Raw genomic sequence first — 16,783 nt, forward strand, 5'->3', positions numbered from 1 at the left:
CTTTTTTTGCGCGTTCCGATCCTTCGCACACCCGCTGCGCTTGCGGCGGTCGTTATTGCGCCGCATACAGACGCCGTCCCGGACGGCCGGCGTCCGGCCCGACCCAGCCAGCGCGCGGCCCATGCACGACCCCAAACTGCTTTTCGACGTCCTGTTCCTGCTGCTGGCGGCGGTGGTGATCGTCCCCTTGTTCCAGGCGCTGCGCATCCCGGCGGTGCTCGGCTATCTGGTGGGCGGGGCGCTGCTGGGTCCGCACACGCCGGGACCGGTGGTGGACATGGAGCTTCCCCAGGTCCTGTCCGAATTCGGGGTGGTCTTCCTCCTCTTCGCCATCGGGCTGGAGCTGCCTCTGTCGCGCCTGCGGGCGATGCGGCGCTACATCTTCGGGTTGGGGCTGATGCAGGTCGTCCTGACCAGCGCCGCCATCGCCGCCGTCGCCTACGCGCTGGGCGAGAACGTGGCGGCGGCGCTGGTGATCGGCGGCATGCTGGCCTTCTCCTCCACCGCCACGGTGCTGAAGCTGCTGGTCGAGCGCGGGGAGACGGTGGCGCGCTTCGGGCGCGTGTCGGTCGCCGTGCTGATCTTCCAGGATCTGGCCGTCGTGCCGCTGCTGACCCTGCTGCCGCTGCTGGCCGGCGGCGACACCAGTATCCCCTGGGCGCTCGCCCTCGCCGGGGTCAAGGCCGTCGCGGCGATCGGCGCCATCATGCTGCTGGGCCGCTTCGTGGTGCGCCCGGTCTATCACTTCGTGGCCTCGGCGAAGAGTCCGGAGGTCTTCACGGCGACCAATCTGCTGGTCGTCCTGGCGGTCGCTTGGCTGACGGCGGAGGCCGGCATGTCGATGGCGCTGGGCGCCTTCCTGGCTGGCATGCTGATGGCCGACACCGCCTACCGCCATCAGGTGGAGGCCGACATCGAGCCGTTCCGCGGCCTGCTGCTCGGCCTGTTCTTCATGACCGTGGGGATGACGCTGGACCTGCCGGCCATGCTCCAGCGCGCCGACGACATCCTGATGGTGACCGCGGCGCTTCTGGTCGGAAAGAGCATCCTGCTGTTCCTGCTCTGCCGCCTGTCGGGGCTCGGGCTGGCGACCTCGCTGCGCATCGGGCTGCTGCTGTCGCAGGGCGGTGAGTTCGCCTTCGTGCTGATCGGCAAGGCGACGCGGCTGGCGGTGCTGGAGGGCGAGACCGGGCTGCTGCTGTCCTCCTGTGTGGCGCTCAGCATGGCGGTGACGCCGCTGATCGGCGCCATCGCCCAGCGGCTGGCCCAGAGGGTCGAGGCCCGCTACGGCGCCGAGGCTTTCGGGGTGGAGACCAGCGACATCACCGGCCATGTGCTGATCGCCGGCTATGGCCGGGTCGGGCGCGCCGTCGCCCGGCTGCTGCGCACCCACGACATTCCCTACGTCGCATTGGACCTCGACCCGCAGCGGGTGGCGGCGGCGCGGGCCGAAGGGCTGCCGGTCTATTACGGCGATTCCAGCCAGATCGGCGTGCTGCGCGCCGCCGGGATCGAGCGGGCGCGGGCCGCGGTCATCACCGTCAACCGCCCTGACATGGCGGAGCGCGCCGTGGAGGCCATCCGCCGGGCCGCCCCGCGCCTGGCCATCGCCGCCCGCGCCCACGACCTGGACCGCGGCGCGCGGCTGAAAAAGGCCGGAGCCAGCGCCGTGGTGCCGGAGACGCTGGAGGCCAGCCTGCAGCTGGCCAGCCTCGTGCTGCGCACCGCCGGGGTGGACGCCGAGACCATCGACCAGAGCCTGAAGAGCGTCCGCGACCGCGGCTACGACGCGCTCAGCGAGCCCGCCGACCAGAACGACTGAGCGGTTGCGTCAGCGCTCCACCCGCCACAGGTCGAACACGGTGCCGCGGTAAACCTCCTCCGCGCCCGGCGGCGGTTTCAGCCCGGCCGCGTGGAAGACGTTGGAGAACATCACCAGCACGTAATCGTACTTGTCCCGCCAGCCGATGTAGTGCGGGCAGGGCTCGACATGATCGCGCAGGGTCGCCTCTTCGGGACGGGAGAGCAGGCGGACATCCACCGGAACCCCCTCGTAGATCGCCATGCAGCGGTCGCGGTAGGGCTGGGTCACCGTCAGCGGCTGCTTGCCGGGGTGGCTGAACAAGGTCGGGACGAAGGCGCGCCGCTCCACGGTGATCAGCGACGGCAGATGGATGAGGCTGGGCAAGGCGACCAGCGCATGCCGCCAGGGCGGCTGGGTGAGCAGGAACTCCCGCGTGTTGCAGCAGCCGGCCTCCTGCCCCGCCCAGGCGATCAGGACGGACCGTCCGGGCTCGATCCGCTCCATGGCGCGGCGCAGGTCGGCCACATCGTCCTCATAGGCCAGCCAATTGAGCGTCAGCACGCCGGTCCGCACCGTCAGCAAGGCGAGCAGTCCGGCGGCGAAGGCCGCCGCGGCGCGGGCGCTGGGAAAACGGATGTCGGTGCCGGCCACCAGCAGGAAGGCCGCCAGAATCCAGAAGCGGATCGACACGAAATAGGTGCCGAAGAAGGGGTCGGGCACGACGAAGAAGGCCAAAACGAACAACCCCACCGCCAGCATCATCGCCGGCGCGGCGCGCAGCCAGCCGGCCAGACGCGCCGCCACCATGCCGCCGAGGATCAGCAGCAGGGTCGCCACATCCAGCAGCGTGTTGTAGTTCAGGACCGGAGCCAGCATGTCGTGCAGCCGATAACGCCACTGCTTCAGCTCGGTCAGCTTCTTCAGCCGCCAGTAGATTTCCTTCAGCAGCAGGACCGGCGTGCTGTCCCGCGCGCCCACCGCCGCCGCGTCGGACTGCAGGAGATGGGTCCCCACCGTGCCGGCGAACAGCGCCACGGGAAGGGCGAGCAGCGCGGCGAAGCGCAGGGCGTCGCGCCCGAGATTGGCGAGCGTCAGCGGCTTTCGCCCCTGCCCCATGTATTTCACCGCCTCCACCGCGAACAGGCAGAGCAGGAAGGAGCCGAGCACGATGGCGTGGGCGAAATAGAGGAACAGGGCGCAGCCCATCCCCGCAGGCACCTGCCAGCGCCGCCCCGCCAGCGCGATCCACAGCGACAGCCCGACCAGCAGGAAGCCGAGGCCGAGCGAAAAGCTCATGAAGCCGCCGATCAGCGTGGCGTTGTGGATGAACAGCGCGCCGCACAGCGGCCACAGGCTCCACCGTCCGAACAAAGTCCGATTCAGCAGCATCGCCCCGAACAGGGTGAGCAGCCCGGCCAGCGCCATGTAGACGCGCCCGGCGACATACAGAGGCAGCACGCTGGCGAGCGGCAGCATCACCGCCTCCATCAGCAGGTTCGGAACCGGCGTCAGGGAGGCCGTGTAATGGTCGGCCAGGAAGGGGTCTGACCGGACATGCAGCAGCACGTCCACCCGCGCCAGATGGTTCGGGTAGTCGAGCAATGGCGGCATCTCCACCAGGATGAGCGGCAGCAGAAGCAGCGCCAGGATCACCGGCAGCATGAGCGCCAGCGGCGGCGACCAGGCTCCAGCCCCGGCGTCCGTCCGCAGGGCGGCGGAGCCGGTGGCCTGCGACAGTCCTGAATGGTCCACCGGTGCCTCCTGCATTGGGTGCAATGCGGAAGGCTCAACACATCCACTGTCCGCATCGCCAGAAGGCAATGGCGTTACGATTCGGCGTTGGACTTAGTCCATGGCCCCGACGGGGCAGGCCCCATGGCCCGCTGGGACTCCATCGGCATGAGGGCGGGAGCCCTCCCCGCCCCTTTTCGAGGATAGGCCGGGCTTCGTCAGGCTGTCGTCACGACTGCGGGAAGACACGGGCGCGGGCGATGTGGACGGCGCACTGGTCGCCGGGGCGCAGCCCCAGGGCGGACAGGCGCTCGCGGTCCATCTCGGCTTCCAGCGGCAGGCCGGCGAGGTCGATCTCGATCCGCGCGTCCGGTCCCACCACATGGATGCCCGACACCCGGCCTGGTCCCGCGGCGCTGGGGCTCAGCCCCAGATCGTGCGGGCGCACATAGGCGATGGCCGGGCCGCGGACCGTGCCGTCGGCGGGGATCGACAGCGCGCCGTTGGCCGTCCGCGCCACCCCGTCCGCCACCACACAGTCGAAACGGTTCACCTGCCCGAGGAACTCGTAGACGAAGGCGGAGGCTGGGCGGTCGTAGACCTCCGCCGGGCTGCCCACCTGCTCGATCCGTCCCTGGCTCATCACCACCACGCGGTCGGCCAACTCCAGCGCCTCCTCCTGGTCGTGGGTGACGAAGACGGAGGTGATGTGGATGTCCTCGTGCAGCTTGCGCAGCCAGCGCCGCAACTCCTTGCGCACCTTGGCGTCGAGCGCACCGAACGGTTCGTCGAGCAGCAGGACCTTCGGCTCGATGGCCAGCGCGCGGGCCAGCGCCACGCGCTGCCGCTGCCCGCCGGAGAGCTGCGCCGGGTAGCGGTCGGCGAAATGGGCGAGCTGGACCAGCTCCAGAAGCTCCATGACGCGCCGCTTGATCTCGGTCGAGGCCGGGCGTTGGCCGCGCGGCCGCACCTTCATCCCGAAGGCCACGTTCTCGAAGACGGTCATGTGGCGGAACAGCGCGTAATGCTGGAAGACGAAGCCGACCTGCCGCTCCCGCGGGGTGAGGCTCAGCGCCTCCTCCCCGTTCAGCAGGAGGCTGCCGGAATCGGCGAACTCCAGCCCCGCCATGATGCGCAGAAGGGTCGTCTTGCCCGACCCCGACGGGCCGAGCAGAGCCAGAAGCTCGCCCGAGCGGACCTCGAGGTCCACCGCATCGAGCGCGCGGAAACTGCCGAATTGCTTGGTGATGCCGGAAACCTGGATCGCCATGACGTGCGTCGCCTCAATGCCGGGTGGCCGCCAGCTCAGCCCCGAAGCGCCATTCCAGCACCGTCTTCACGACCAGCGTGACAAGGGCGAGCATGGCCAGCACCGAGGCCACCGCGAAGGCAGCGACCAAGTTGTATTCGTTGTAAAGGATTTCGACATGCAAGGGCATCGTGTTGGTCTCGCCCCGGATATGGCCGGACACCACCGACACCGCGCCGAACTCGCCCATCGCGCGGGCGTTGCACAGCAGGACGCCGTACAGCAGCCCCCATTTGATGTTGGGCAGGGTGACGCGCCAGAAGGTCTGCCAGCCGGACGCGCCCAGCACCAGCGCCGCCTCCTCCTCCTCGTTGCCCTGCTCCTGCATCAGCGGGATCAGCTCCCGGGCGACGAAGGGGAAGGTGACGAAGACGGTGGCGAGCACCAGCCCCGGCACGGCGAAGATGATCTGGATGCCCTGCGACTTCAGGAACGGCCCCATCAGCCCGTGCAGCCCGAACAGCAGCACGTAGATCAGGCCGGAGATCACCGGCGACACCGAAAACGGCAGGTCGATCAGCGTGATCAGCACGTCCTTGCCGCGGAAGTCGAACTTGGCGATGCACCAGGACGCCGCCACCCCGAAGAGGAGGTTCATCGGCACGGCGATGGCCGCGACGATCAGCGTCAGCTTGATCGCCGCCACCGCGTCCGGCTCCACCAGCGCCGCCCAGTAGGCGTCCGTGCCGCGGCGCAGCGCCTCGACGAAGACCGCGACCAGCGGCAGGACCAGGAACAGCAGCAGGAAGGCCAGCGCCGTGGCGATCAGAAGCCCCTTCACCCAGCCGCTGTCGGCCAGCGCCGGGGTGAACCCGACGGCTTTCTTAGCGAGCATGGCGGGACCTCATCCAGGCTTGCAGCAGGTTCAGGGCCAGCAGCAGCACGAAGGACGCCATCAGCATCAGCACGCCGACCGCGGCGGCGCCGGCATAGTCGTACTGCTCCAGCTTGATGACGATCAGCAGCGGAATGATTTCCGACAGGCCGGGGATGTTGCCGGCGATGAAGATCACCGAGCCGTATTCCCCCACCCCGCGGGCGAAGGCCAGCGCGAAGCCGGTCAGCAGGGCCGGCAGAAGCGCCGGGAACACAACCCGCCGGAAGGACTGCCAGCGCGTGGCGCCCAGCGCCGCGGCGGCCTCCTCCTCCTCCGGCGGCAGATCCTGGAGGATCGGCTGCACGGTGCGGACCACGAAGGGCAGGCCGATGAAGGTCAGGGCGATGGCGATGCCCAGCGGCGTGAAGGCCACCCTCAGCCCGAACCATTCCATCAGAAGGGAGCCGATCCAGCCGTTGGGCGCGTAGAGCGCGCTGAGCGCGATGCCGGCCACCGCGGTGGGCAGGGCGAAGGGCAGGTCCACCAGCGCGTCGACGATCCGGTCGCCGGGGAAGCGGTAGCGCACCAGCACCCAGGCGACGATGAAGCCGAAGACGGCGTTGATCGCGGCGGCGGCCAGCGACAGCCCGAAGCTGACCTTGAAGGCGGCCAGGACGCGCGGCGTCAGCACCGCGTCCCAGAAGCCGGACCAGCCCAGCCCCGCCGCCTTCAACGCCAGCGCGGCCAGCGGCAGCAGGACGATCAGGGACAGATAGGTCAGCGTGAATCCCAGGGTCAGCCCGAAGCCGGGCAGGACGCTGGGTTTTCGAAGAACGCTCAACACCGTGCCCCCCGTATTGGGAAGCACGGCGTCGCTGGTGGTTGCCGCGACCACGGGTCAGCGGCCCTTCTGGTAGATCTGGTCGAAGACGCCGCCATCCGCGAAATGCTTCTCCTGCGCCGTGCGCCAGCCCCCGAAGGAACCGTCGATGGTCACAAGCTTAACATTCGGGAAGCGATCCGCATACCGCGCAGCGACCTCCGGCAAGCGCGGGCGGTAGAAGTTCTTCGCCGCGATCTCCTGCGCTTCGGGGGTATAGAGGAAGTTCAGGTAGGCTTCCGCCGCCTTGCGCGTTCCCTTGCGGTCGACCACCGAATCGACGACCGTGACCGGCGGCTCCGCCAGGATCGACAGCGACGGCACGACGATGTCGAACTTGTCGGCGCCGAACTCCTGGAGCGACAGGAAGGCCTCGTTCTCCCAGGCCAGCAGAACGTCGCCGAGCTGCCGCTGGGTGAAGGTGACGGTGGAGCCGCGGGCGCCGCTGTCCAGCACCGGGACATTCTTGAACAGGTCGGCGACGAACTGCTTGGCCTTGGCCTCGTCGTTGCCGTTCTTCTCCAGCGAATAGGCCCAGGCCGCCAGATAGTTCCAGCGCGCCCCGCCCGAGGTCTTCGGGTTCGGGGTGATGACCTGGACGCCCGGCTTCAGCAGGTCGTCCCAATCCTTGATCTGCTTCGGGTTGCCCTTGCGGACCAGGAAGACGATCGTCGAGGTGTAGGGGGAGCTGTTGTTCGGCAGGCGCGTCTGCCACGTCTTCGGCAGGGCGCCGGAATCGGCGATGGCGTCGATGTCGTAGGCCAGCGCCAGCGTCACCACGTCGGCGTCCAGCCCGTCGATGACCGAGCGCGCCTGCTTGCCCGACCCGCCGTGCGACTGCTTGACGGTCACCGTCTGGCCGTTTTCCGCCTGCCATTTCTTGGCGAACGCCTTGTTGAACTCCACATAGAATTCACGGGTGGGGTCGTAGGAGACGTTCAGCAGCGTGGTCTGCGCCTTGGCAGGCGCGATGGTCAGCATGGCGAGGGCGACACCCGCGGCCATTGCGGACAGCCGGCCTATGGAGAGCCGGTTCGCGCGGAGCGCGGAGAGCCGATCACGAAACGACATGGCACACTCCCTCGGTATGGTTCATTGAGGCACCGGCCCTGGAGGCCACGCACCGCACCGTTGTTTACAAAGCCGGCCATTGCACCGGATCGACTGGGCCGTATTCACATTCTTTATAATGTATATGCAATATCCATTTGCCTCCTAGAGTTTGCATGATTCCGGGAAGGCCGCAAGGCTGTTTTTGCCATTCTCCATGTCGTCGCGAGACAATTTCACATAATTTTGTGAAATAGGAGGTTTTGGATCGGGCTGGAAGCGATGCGGCGGATCGCTATCATGCGCGCCCTCTCCGCCTCCTGTCCCGAACGGCCATGCTTGACACAGCCCAGACCCCCTCCCCCGCACTGCTGACCGCCCTTCTGGAGGCCGAACGCGCGCTCGGCCGGCTGGCGGAGGTGGTCCAGGACCCCGCGCGCCGGCGGCGGCTGTGGGCTGACGCGGCGCGCCGGGAGTCCTGCGCGGCGGCGCGGCTCGACGGCGTGGCGGTGGACCCGGCGGACTTCCTGGTGGCGACCATCGGCACCGACCTCGTCCCCACCGCCGGGCGGGGAGCGGCCCAATCGGTCCGCGCGCTGTGGCAGGGCGCCCTGTTCACGCAAGGCGTCATCGCCGCGCCCTCCCGCCATGTGGGAAACGCCCGTGCGCCGCTGCCGTCCGGCGGAGCCGCCGCCGACGCCTGGCGCGCCGTGGCGGAGCTGGAGGCAGGATCGGATGCCCGCTTCCCCTTCCCACCGGATGACGACGACGGCGACGCCGCGTCCTTCGCGGACGACGCGCCTCCGGCCTGGACGCTGGGCTGGACGGAGGCGCTGTGGCGCTGCCTTCAGGCGGAGGTGTCGGGGCGCGATCCCGGACGGCTGGCCTTCTCGGCGGACCGGGAAGCGGAGGCCGCCACCCTGCTCAAACGTCTGGACCATGCCGGCAACTCGCCGGCCCTGCTGGGAGGCGTGGGCATGCTGGCCGAACTGCTGCGCCCGGCGCCCGATCTGCGGATTCCCGCCTGGGCGGTGCCCTCGGCCCGGCTGATGGGCGCGCTGGCGGTGGCGCGTTGCTGCCGGGTGCCGAACGTCTGGCTGCCGATGTCCGTCTCCCTGCACGCCGACCGCACGACCGCCGGCCTCGCCGCCCGCGGGCGGGAGGAGGGATGGCGGCTGTGGCTGGCCGACACGGTGGCGGAGACGGCGCGGCGGGAGCGAGAGCGCGCCCTGTCCCTGGACCGTACGGCGCAGGGCTGGCAGCAGCGGGTGGGGGCCAAGCGCCGCAACTCCCGCACCCCGGACCTGTTGGAACTCCTGTTCGAGGAGCCCGCCCTGACCGTGCGGCGGGTGCAGAAGCGGTTGGGCAGCACCTTCCGCGGCGCCCAGCTTCTGGTGGACGAGCTTTTGGAGGCCGGAATCCTGCGCGAGGCGACGAACCGCGCGCTGGACCGCGTCTTTATCGCCGTCGATCTGGTACCCTGACACCCGCCCGGACCGGTGCGATCCGGTTCAGGCGATTCCCGGCGCCCGCGGGAAGGCCACCACTTTTTCATAGTCCAGCGGGTTGAAAAGCCGTTCGGGAGTAAACGGACCCTCGAACCGCCCTTCGATCAGATCGTTGCGGACGTAGAAGCCATTGGCTCCATACAGCGCGCAACCCACCAGGGTGTATCCCTTTCTTCCAGCGAGTTGCGCCATTGATGTCAGCGATGCGCCGAAATCCGTTCGTCCGGCGCCCCATCGATAGTCCGGGTCATAGGACATGATGTACTCGGCGCCCGGCGCATGGCAGTGATTGTGCTCCAGACACACCACCCTGGGATTGACGACGTTGATGGCCTCGAAAACGTGATAATCGTTTCCATCAATGTCGATCGACAGGAAATCGATCTCCCCCCGGATGCCGGCGCCACCCCAGAATTTCGGTCGGCCGATCAGGCGGTTGATGTTTTCCCGCGTCACGTAGCGATCAACGAAACTCAGGGCGCCCTTCCTGATGCGATCCCGGAAATTCCATTTGATGCTGCCGACGTAATCGGGATTGCCCTCGATCCACAGACCGGTCCAGCCGGCTTCGAGCAACGCGCGCGTGTTGTTCTCGGTGCCTATTTCCGCGCCGAATTCGACGAACACCCGGTTGGTCGTGCCAATCCTTCGAAAGATTTCGGCGATGATGCCGTCCTCATCGGATTGGCTGAACAGCTTCGCCCCGTACCACTCCAGGCGCGTCCGGTCCCCGCCGGTACGCCGCATCCGGTCCTGCTCTAGCGACATCGTTTCCTTCCCGAAGCATCCCAGGGGCGCCAGACCGGACGCCGGATGCTCGGAAGCATAGAAGACCTTGCCCTTCGGCGACATTCCCGCTTTCGGATGATCGGCCCACCGAACTATGGCGGCTCCGATGCGGCCAAGCGCAGGGTGCTCAGATGTCGAAGTTGACGGGCAGGCCGCCGGTCGCCTGACGGTGGCGCAGGGCGTCGGACAGGGTCTGGTTGTCGAGCACCTGCGCGGTGGCGTCGCGCACCTGGACCATCAGCCAGCGCACCGAACAGGTCGGCGGGTCGATGCAGTCCTCGCAGGGACGGAAGGAATTCTTGCTGGCGCAGGGAATCGGCGCCAGATGCCCGTCGATCAACCGGATCACCTCGCCGAAGGAAATCTCCTCCGCCGGGCGCGCCAGACGGTAGCCGCCGCTCTTGCCGCGCTTGGCGAACAGCAGGCCATGCTTGCGCAGTTCCACCAGAATGGCTTCCAGGAACTTGCGCGGAATGTTCTCCCGCTCGGCGATTTCGGCGATCAGGACGAGTTCGTCATCCGTCCGTTCGGCCAGCATGATCAGCGCACGCAGGGCGTATTTGGCTTTTTGCGACAGCATTCGGTCCGGCACCGCCCCCCGCGGCGGAATGGGATAAAGATAAAGTGCACTCCATATAGCCGTGTTGCCCACGAATTGGTACCGGTTCTTGCCCTGGAAAACGCTGGCGCGTAAGGTCGTGCACGAATCGACCTCTGACCATTGATCATTGACCGGCGAAGGACGCGGCATGCAGACCATCATCGTTCCCGTCACTCCGTTCCAGCAGAACTGCACGGTGCTCTGGTGTCCGGAGACGATGAAGGGCGCCGCCGTCGATCCCGGCGGCGATCTTCCGCGCATCCTGCGCGCCGCCCAGTCCAAGGGTGTGACGCTGGAGAAGATCCTGGTCACCCACGGCCACATCGACCACGCCGGCGCCGTCGCCGATCTTGCCGACGAGCTGAAACTCCCCGTCGAGGGGCCGCACCGCGAGGACCAGTTCTGGATCGACGGCATGCCGATGCAGAGCCAGATGTTCGGCTTCCCGCCGGTCCGCTCCTTCACGCCGGACCGCTGGCTGGAGGAGGGCGACACGGTGACGGTCGGCAACCTGACGCTGGACGTCCACCACTGCCCGGGCCACACGCCGGGCCATGTGGTCTTCGTTCACAAGCCGAGCAAGATCGCCATCGTCGGCGACGTGCTGTTCCAGGGCTCCATCGGCCGCACCGACTTCCCCAAGGGCAATCACGGCGACCTGATCGAGTCGATCCGCAGCAAGCTGTTCCCGCTGGGCGACGACGTGACCTTCATCCCCGGCCACGGCCCGACCTCGACCATCGGGGAGGAACGCCTCTACAACCCCTTCCTCAACGATTGACGGCAGGGAATAGCCGGCTGGAATGGCCGACCCGGACCCGCCGGACCGGCCATTCTTCCATCAAGGCCCCGTCTCGATGGACAGCGCCATCGGCGGCGGGTTGGCCAGTGTCTGGTAGACGACGCAATAGCGTTCGGTCAGCTTGGTCAGGGTGGCGATGCGCTCCGCCGGCTCGTCGGTGTCCAGGTCGAAGCGCAGGCGGATGGCGCGGAAGCCGACCGGCGCGTCCTTCGCCACGCCCAGCGTGCCGCGGAAATCCAGGTCGCCTTCCGCCGACACGGTGCCGCCACGCAGCTTGAATTCCAGCGCCGTGGCGACCGCCTTCAGCGTCACCCCGGCGCAGGCCACCAGCGCCTCCAGCAGCATGTCGCCGGAACAGGCCTGGGTGCCCGGCCCGCCGGTCGCCGGGTGGAGGCCGGCCTCCACCAGCGCGCGGCCCGTCTCGACCTTGCAGGCGATGCCGGAATCGTCCAGCGCCCCACGGGCCTTCAGCGTCACCACCGCCGACTCCGGGGCGTCCTTGTACTTGTCCTTCAGCGGCGCCTGGAGCGCGCGCAGATCCTGTGCATCCATGCCCGTGCGTTTCCTCTTCGCGGTTCGGGTTCTTTATTGTGCGACCGGCGGATGATGGACCGCAAACACCATCCCGGCAATGCCCAAAGCGAAGCCCAGCTCCGCAGCCGGAGCCACTGGCCCGCATCGTTGTTTTCGGCTAAGACCGGCGACATAAACATAATGAATGGGAAGGGAGTTCTCCCCGCCATGAAACGTCGTTCCTTCCTCGCCAGCGCTGGGGTCGGTCTGGCCGCCAGCACCGTCGTCGCCGCACCGGCCATCGCGCAGAGCCAGCCCGAGATCAAGTGGCGCATGGCGTCGAGCTACCCGAAGAGCCTCGACACCATCTTTGGCGGGGCGGAGCTGATCGCCCGCCGGGTCGCCGCCGCCACCGACAACAAGTTCCAGATCCGCACCTTCGCGGCGGGCGAGATTGTGCCGGCGCTCCAGGTGCTGGACGCGGTGCAGAACGGCACGATCGAGTGCGGCCAGTCCGCCGCCTATTTCTACATCGGCAAGGACCCGACCTTCTGCTTCGACACGGCCATGCCCTTCGGCCTGAACACGCGCCAGCACATCTCCTGGATGATGCACGGCGGCGGGCTGGAGTTGATGCGGGAGCTGTTCCGGGAACACAACATCCACAACATCCCCGCCGGCAACACGACGGCCCAGATGGGCGGCTGGTTCCGCAAGGAAATCAAGACGGTGGAGGATCTCAGCGGCCTCAAGATGCGGGTCGGCGGGCTGGCCGGGCAGATCATGGGCAAGCTGGGCCTCGTCCCGCAGCAGATCGGCGGCGGCGACATCTACCCGGCGCTGGAGCGCGGCACCATCGACGCGGCGGAGTTCGTCGGCCCCTACGACGACGAGAAGCTGGGCTTCCACAAGGTCGCCAAATACTACTACTCGCCGGGCTGGTGGGAAGGCTCCGCCCAGATCCCGCTGATGATCAACATCACCGCCTGGGAGCAGCTTCCCGAGTCCTACAAGACGATCCTGGAGCAGGCCTGCTGGGAGGCCAACACCTGGATGATCGCCAAGTACGACGCCGTCAACGCCGCCGCGCTGAAGCGTCTGGTGGCCGGCGGCGCCCAGCTCCGCGCCTTCCCGCGCGAGGTCATGATGGCCTGCGAGAAGATCGCCAACGAGCTGTATGACGAGCTGTCGGCGAAGAACCCGCGCTTCAAGAAGGTCTACGAGGCGTGGAAGCCCTTCCGCGACGAGGAGCGGCTGTGGTTCCGCGTCGCCGAGAACAGCTTCGACTCCTACGTCTATTCCCAGTCGGCGCAGCGCCGCTGAGGACGGTACGACCCTGAAAGAGGCACGGCCCCTCCCCTTCCTGGCGAAGAAGAGGGGCCGTTTTCTTCACGCGGTCAGTGCGAAACCGCGCCGGCCGCGCCCAGGCCGGTTTCCGAGCGGATGTACTGGTACTCGTAGGCCTTCGCCTCCGCCGCCGCCCGCGCGCTGCGGTCGGTGACCGAGAAGAGCCAGGTCGTCGCGAAGGCGATGACCATCGAGAACAGCGCCGGATGCTCGTAGGGGAAGATCGGCGCCGGGAACTTGAAGACGCTGACCCACACGGTCGGCCCCAGCACCACGAAGGCGACGCAGCTCACCAGACCGGCGAAACCGCCGATGAAGGCGCCGCGCGTGGTCAGCCCCTTCCAGAAGATCGACAGGATCAGCACCGGGAAGTTGACCGAAGCCGCCAGACCGAAGGCCAGACCGACCATGAAGGCGATGTTCTGGTTCTCGAACAGCAGGCCCAGCGTGATGGCGATGACGCCCAGCGCCAGCGTGGCGAGGCGCGACACGCGCATCTCCGACGCCTCGGTGGCATTGCCCTTCTTGATGACGCGGGCGTAGAGGTCGTGGCTGACCGCCGACGCGCCGGCCAGCGTCAGGCCGGCGACCACCGCCAGGATGGTGGCGAAGGCGACCGCCGAGATGAAGCCCAGGAAGATGTTGCCGCCGATGGCCTTGGACAGGTGGATGGCCGCCATGTTGCCGCCGCCCAGGATCTTGCCCGCCGCGTCCAGATAGGCCGGGTTGGTGCCGACGATCACGATGGCGAGGAAGCCGATGGTCACCGTCAGGATGAAGAAGTAGCCGATGAAGCCGGTGGCGTAGACGACCGACTTGCGCGCCTCCTTGGCGTCCGGAACCGTGAAGAAGCGCATCAGGATGTGCGGCAGCCCCGCCGGGCCGCACATCAGCGCGAGGCTGAGCGACACCGCGGCGATGGGATCGGCCATGGCGGCGCTGGGGCGCAGGATGGCGGCGTTCGCGGCGTGGGCGGCGACGGCCTGCTGGAGCAGCCGCTCCGGGTTGAAGCCAAACTGCGCCAGCGCCAGCCCGACCAGCACGGTGCAGCCGCCGAGCAGCATCACCGCCTTGATGATCTGCACCCAGGTGGTCGCCAGCATGCCGCCGAAGGTCACATACAGGATCATCAGCACGCCGACCATCACCACGGCGTAGGTGTAATCCAGGCCGAACAGGAGCTGGATCAGCTTGCCCGCCCCGACCATCTGCGCGATCAGGTAGAAGCAGACCACGGTCAGTGATCCGACCGCCGCCAGCGAGCGGATCGGCGTCTGGCCCAGCCGGTAGGACGCCACGTCGGCGAAGGTGAAGCGGCCGAGGTTGCGCAGCCGCTCGGCGATCAGGAACAGCATCAGCGGCCAGCCGACCAGGAAACCGATGGTGTAGATGACCCCGTCGAAACCCTTGGCGAAGACCATGCCCGACAGGCCGAGGAAGGCCGCCGCCGACATGTAGTCGCCCGCGATGGCCAGCCCGTTCTGGAAGCCGCTGATGCCACCGCCCGCGGTGTAGAAGTCCGACGCCGAGCGGGTGCGCTTCGACGCCCAGTAGGTGATGCCCAGCGTGCCCGCCACGAACAGCAGGAACATGGCGATGGCCGTCACATTGACCGGCTGGCGCTCCACCGCGCCATCGATGGCGGCGGCAAAGGCGGACCCGGCCGCCTGCGCCGGCAGCAGCGCGGCGGAGGCGGAAGCCAGAAGACGCGCGGCGCTCATCGGCCCACCTCGTTCAGCAGGTCGCGGTTCATCGCGTCGTAGCGGCTGTTGGCGCACAGCACGTAGACGCCGGTCATCAGCGAGCAGAAGACCGTGATGACGATGCCGGCGGCCAGCCCGACCGGGAAGGTCATGCCCTCGGCCAGCGGGCGCGCCATCAGGTCGGGCGCCAGCGCCGAGGCGAACACGAAGGCGTAGTAGACCGCCAGGACGATCAGCGCCAGCCGCCAGCTGAAGCGCGCGCGGCTCGCCGTCATCGCGGCGAACTTCGGGTTGGACAGCACCCGCTCGTAAATCTCGTCGGACATGGTTTTTATCGCTTTTTTCTTGGAACCCAGGCATTGCGCATCGCAGCAATACCTTGGGTGCATGGCAGCAAAAAGCGAAATTAAATTTCTTATAGCACAAAATGACGAAAGATTCGCTCGAATCCGTTCTCATTTAACCGGATAACAGTTGATCATTAGCCGGAAGACGGTTGATCCTGACGTGCAGAATGCGACAACGGGTCGCGCTGCGATGCAACATGAGTCAACACTGTTATCCCGCCGTCCGCCCCTTCAGCCGGACATCCTTCAGCCGGACATGGATCAACCCGCTGCCGGTGGGGTCGGAGCGATCGGGCTTGACCATAGCCTCCAGCAGCTTCTCGTCGCTCGACCAGTAGGGCACGTACCACAGCCGGTCCACGTCCATGACCAGCACCCGGTGGGTTTCCGCATCATAAGCGCCGAGCGGCGCGATGTGGCCCACCGTGGCGTCGCCGGTCAGCGTGCCCTGGTCGTAGGCCAGCAGGATGATGTCGCTGTCGTCGCGTTCGTTCTCATCGAGGATGCGCCGCAGCTCGCCCAGCGTTTCCGGCGACGTGTCCTTGGGACGGAAAACCTCCACCGTGGCATCCAACCCGAAGGCGTCCACCGACCTCTGGACCAGCCCGGCGAAGTCGGCGAAGGACACGCCGTCCCCGTTCTCCGCGGTGGCCGCCTTCCACACGTCATCGTCCACCTCGTTCAGCACCCGCGCCTGGGTGACCAGCCGGTTGGACGAGAGCGGCGGCAGGCCGCGCAGTGCGTTGATCATCATTGCCACGCTGGCGACCGAACAGGCGCTGCCCGTCTGCTGGGCCGTGTAGTAGGGCATCATCGCCCAGAAGTCCGGCGCCCCGGCCCGGCGCAGATAGTCGCGGTCCTGGGTCATCGGCACGGCGTCCGGCCCGAACTTCGGCTTCGTCTCGCTCTGTGCGTCCTGCGCCGCGGCGGTAGGACCGGCCAGACACGCGAAGGCGCACAGGGCCAGCAGAACCGAGCGGAACGGTGCCTTCATCACCGGCGTTTTCCTCGATGGTGTCACGGTGGATGCCTCTGCCGGCTCTAGCCGGACGGGGTGGGCCTTGGCGGAAGGCTCTGCGGCACGAGCGCCATGCAGTTCTGCACGACCCCGGCGCAGGCGCCCAGCGATGACGCCCGGTAGACCAGCTGCTCGACGGCCCCGTTCCTCAAAGTGAAAGTCGCTTCGCACCGGTTGTCCACCACGTCGCCAGCCCGTGGAGGATAGTAGTCCCACGGGTCGTAGTCGAGCCCGCGATGACGCCAGCCGGGATAGCCCCACGGATATCCCCATCCATAGCCGATCGGCGGCGGTGGCGGAGCGTAGTAATCGATGGAGCCCGCGCGGTAGGTGAAGAACTCCAGGGCGCCGCTGGTCGCCTGCCGGTGCGGCACGCCCGCGCAGGACAGCAGCGTTCCCTTGGGCATGCCGACCAGCGCGCTTTGGGCGGCCAGCGCGACGTCGGCTCGGGGATCGGCGCACCCCGCCAGTCCCCCGGCCACGGCGAGCAGAAGGACGGTGGTGGACCGCCGCAAGGCGTGTGGACGCGGGAGCACGGGCGGAGCCTCCTTCCCCGGGGACCTG

At 67.7% G+C, this 16,783-nt stretch carries 16 protein-coding genes; 4 read left to right on the forward strand and 12 right to left on the reverse strand.

What is annotated here, in order from left to right; translation table 11 throughout:
* The first annotated feature begins 121 nt into the window (after positions 1 to 121).
* Positions 122 to 1,822 (forward strand): monovalent cation:proton antiporter-2 (CPA2) family protein, encoded by a 1,701-nt coding sequence (locus ACWPXE_RS06805; RefSeq protein ID WP_454017188.1) that lies wholly within the window; start codon positions 122 to 124, stop codon positions 1,820 to 1,822.
* A gap of 9 nt (positions 1,823 to 1,831) precedes the next feature.
* Here the strand turns inward: ACWPXE_RS06805 and ACWPXE_RS06810 are convergent, their stop codons facing one another.
* From ACWPXE_RS06810 to ACWPXE_RS06830, 5 genes are all read right to left on the reverse strand, one after another.
* Positions 1,832 to 3,556: a hypothetical protein gene (locus ACWPXE_RS06810; protein WP_454017189.1), complete on the reverse strand. Its 1,725-nt coding sequence runs from the start codon at positions 3,554 to 3,556 to the stop codon at positions 1,832 to 1,834.
* Positions 3,557 to 3,764: 208 nt separating this feature from the next.
* The gene (locus ACWPXE_RS06815) at positions 3,765 to 4,805 is read right to left on the reverse strand and encodes a sulfate/molybdate ABC transporter ATP-binding protein (protein WP_454017190.1); all 1,041 of its coding nucleotides are present in this window, start codon (positions 4,803 to 4,805) and stop codon (positions 3,765 to 3,767) included.
* A 13-nt stretch (positions 4,806 to 4,818) separates the two neighbouring features.
* Positions 4,819 to 5,679 (reverse strand): sulfate ABC transporter permease subunit CysW, encoded by an 861-nt coding sequence (gene cysW / locus ACWPXE_RS06820; protein ID WP_454017191.1) that lies wholly within the window; start codon positions 5,677 to 5,679, stop codon positions 4,819 to 4,821.
* The gene (gene cysT / locus ACWPXE_RS06825) at positions 5,669 to 6,502 is read right to left on the reverse strand and encodes a sulfate ABC transporter permease subunit CysT (protein WP_454017192.1); all 834 of its coding nucleotides are present in this window, start codon (positions 6,500 to 6,502) and stop codon (positions 5,669 to 5,671) included. The genes cysW and cysT overlap by 11 nt, the downstream gene beginning before the upstream one ends.
* Before the next feature lie 57 nt (positions 6,503 to 6,559).
* Complete coding sequence (locus tag ACWPXE_RS06830) at positions 6,560 to 7,612, reverse strand: sulfate ABC transporter substrate-binding protein (RefSeq protein ID WP_454017193.1); 1,053 nt, start codon at positions 7,610 to 7,612, stop codon at positions 6,560 to 6,562.
* A 314-nt stretch (positions 7,613 to 7,926) separates the two neighbouring features.
* Between ACWPXE_RS06830 and ACWPXE_RS06835 the strand changes: the two genes are divergently transcribed.
* Positions 7,927 to 9,075, forward strand: a complete 1,149-nt coding sequence (locus tag ACWPXE_RS06835; RefSeq protein ID WP_454017194.1) for a hypothetical protein — start codon at positions 7,927 to 7,929, stop codon at positions 9,073 to 9,075.
* Positions 9,076 to 9,102: 27 nt separating this feature from the next.
* Here ACWPXE_RS06835 and ACWPXE_RS06840 read toward each other — a convergent pair whose 3' ends face one another.
* On the reverse strand, positions 9,103 to 9,951 hold the full coding sequence (locus tag ACWPXE_RS06840) for a hypothetical protein (protein WP_454017195.1): 849 nt from the start codon (positions 9,949 to 9,951) through the stop codon (positions 9,103 to 9,105).
* 64 nt (positions 9,952 to 10,015) lie between these two features.
* The gene (locus tag ACWPXE_RS06845) at positions 10,016 to 10,468 is read right to left on the reverse strand and encodes an RrF2 family transcriptional regulator (protein ID WP_014198135.1); all 453 of its coding nucleotides are present in this window, start codon (positions 10,466 to 10,468) and stop codon (positions 10,016 to 10,018) included.
* 169 nt (positions 10,469 to 10,637) lie between these two features.
* Between ACWPXE_RS06845 and ACWPXE_RS06850 the strand changes: the two genes are divergently transcribed.
* Positions 10,638 to 11,270 (forward strand): MBL fold metallo-hydrolase, encoded by a 633-nt coding sequence (locus tag ACWPXE_RS06850; RefSeq protein WP_454017196.1) that lies wholly within the window; start codon positions 10,638 to 10,640, stop codon positions 11,268 to 11,270.
* A gap of 60 nt (positions 11,271 to 11,330) precedes the next feature.
* Here ACWPXE_RS06850 and ACWPXE_RS06855 read toward each other — a convergent pair whose 3' ends face one another.
* Positions 11,331 to 11,843: an OsmC family protein gene (locus tag ACWPXE_RS06855; RefSeq protein WP_454017197.1), complete on the reverse strand. Its 513-nt coding sequence runs from the start codon at positions 11,841 to 11,843 to the stop codon at positions 11,331 to 11,333.
* Between the two features lie 189 nt (positions 11,844 to 12,032).
* On the opposite strand from ACWPXE_RS06855, the gene ACWPXE_RS06860 reads away from it, so the two are divergent.
* Complete coding sequence (locus tag ACWPXE_RS06860) at positions 12,033 to 13,127, forward strand: TRAP transporter substrate-binding protein (protein ID WP_454017198.1); 1,095 nt, start codon at positions 12,033 to 12,035, stop codon at positions 13,125 to 13,127.
* Between the two features lie 74 nt (positions 13,128 to 13,201).
* On the opposite strand, the gene ACWPXE_RS06865 is transcribed toward ACWPXE_RS06860, so the two are convergent.
* The 4 genes from ACWPXE_RS06865 to ACWPXE_RS06880 form a co-directional block, all read right to left on the reverse strand.
* The gene (locus ACWPXE_RS06865) at positions 13,202 to 14,872 is read right to left on the reverse strand and encodes a cation acetate symporter (protein WP_454017199.1); all 1,671 of its coding nucleotides are present in this window, start codon (positions 14,870 to 14,872) and stop codon (positions 13,202 to 13,204) included.
* Entirely contained in the window at positions 14,869 to 15,180 is a 312-nt protein-coding gene (locus ACWPXE_RS06870) for a DUF485 domain-containing protein (RefSeq protein WP_454017200.1), read from the reverse strand. The genes ACWPXE_RS06865 and ACWPXE_RS06870 overlap by 4 nt, the downstream gene beginning before the upstream one ends.
* 232 nt (positions 15,181 to 15,412) lie before the next feature.
* On the reverse strand, positions 15,413 to 16,195 hold the full coding sequence (locus tag ACWPXE_RS06875) for a phytochelatin synthase family protein (protein ID WP_454017201.1): 783 nt from the start codon (positions 16,193 to 16,195) through the stop codon (positions 15,413 to 15,415).
* Positions 16,196 to 16,242: 47 nt separating this feature from the next.
* The gene (locus tag ACWPXE_RS06880) at positions 16,243 to 16,755 is read right to left on the reverse strand and encodes a hypothetical protein (RefSeq protein WP_454017202.1); all 513 of its coding nucleotides are present in this window, start codon (positions 16,753 to 16,755) and stop codon (positions 16,243 to 16,245) included.
* Between the last annotated feature and the right edge of the window lie 28 nt (positions 16,756 to 16,783).

Source organism: Azospirillum sp. Marseille-Q6669 (assembly GCF_965111635.1).

Bases quoted from the DNA above. Each gene is read 5' to 3' on its own strand.
- ACWPXE_RS06855 (WP_454017197.1), bottom strand. From the start codon at position 11,843: ATGGATGCACAGGATCTGCGCGCGCTCCAGGCGCCGCTGAAGGACAAG.
- ACWPXE_RS06805 (WP_454017188.1), top strand. From the start codon at position 122: ATGCACGACCCCAAACTGCTTTTCGACGTCCTGTTCCTGCTGCTGGCG.
- ACWPXE_RS06840 (WP_454017195.1), bottom strand. From the start codon at position 9,951: ATGTCGCCGAAGGGCAAGGTCTTCTATGCTTCCGAGCATCCGGCGTCC.
- ACWPXE_RS06860 (WP_454017198.1), top strand. From the start codon at position 12,033: ATGAAACGTCGTTCCTTCCTCGCCAGCGCTGGGGTCGGTCTGGCCGCC.
- ACWPXE_RS06830 (WP_454017193.1), bottom strand. From the start codon at position 7,612: ATGTCGTTTCGTGATCGGCTCTCCGCGCTCCGCGCGAACCGGCTCTCC.
- ACWPXE_RS06875 (WP_454017201.1), bottom strand. From the start codon at position 16,195: ATGAAGGCACCGTTCCGCTCGGTTCTGCTGGCCCTGTGCGCCTTCGCG.
- ACWPXE_RS06865 (WP_454017199.1), bottom strand. From the start codon at position 14,872: ATGAGCGCCGCGCGTCTTCTGGCTTCCGCCTCCGCCGCGCTGCTGCCG.
- ACWPXE_RS06870 (WP_454017200.1), bottom strand. From the start codon at position 15,180: ATGTCCGACGAGATTTACGAGCGGGTGCTGTCCAACCCGAAGTTCGCC.
- ACWPXE_RS06845 (WP_014198135.1), bottom strand. From the start codon at position 10,468: ATGCTGTCGCAAAAAGCCAAATACGCCCTGCGTGCGCTGATCATGCTG.
- ACWPXE_RS06850 (WP_454017196.1), top strand. From the start codon at position 10,638: ATGCAGACCATCATCGTTCCCGTCACTCCGTTCCAGCAGAACTGCACG.
- ACWPXE_RS06835 (WP_454017194.1), top strand. From the start codon at position 7,927: ATGCTTGACACAGCCCAGACCCCCTCCCCCGCACTGCTGACCGCCCTT.
- ACWPXE_RS06815 (WP_454017190.1), bottom strand. From the start codon at position 4,805: ATGGCGATCCAGGTTTCCGGCATCACCAAGCAATTCGGCAGTTTCCGC.
- cysW (WP_454017191.1), bottom strand. From the start codon at position 5,679: ATGCTCGCTAAGAAAGCCGTCGGGTTCACCCCGGCGCTGGCCGACAGC.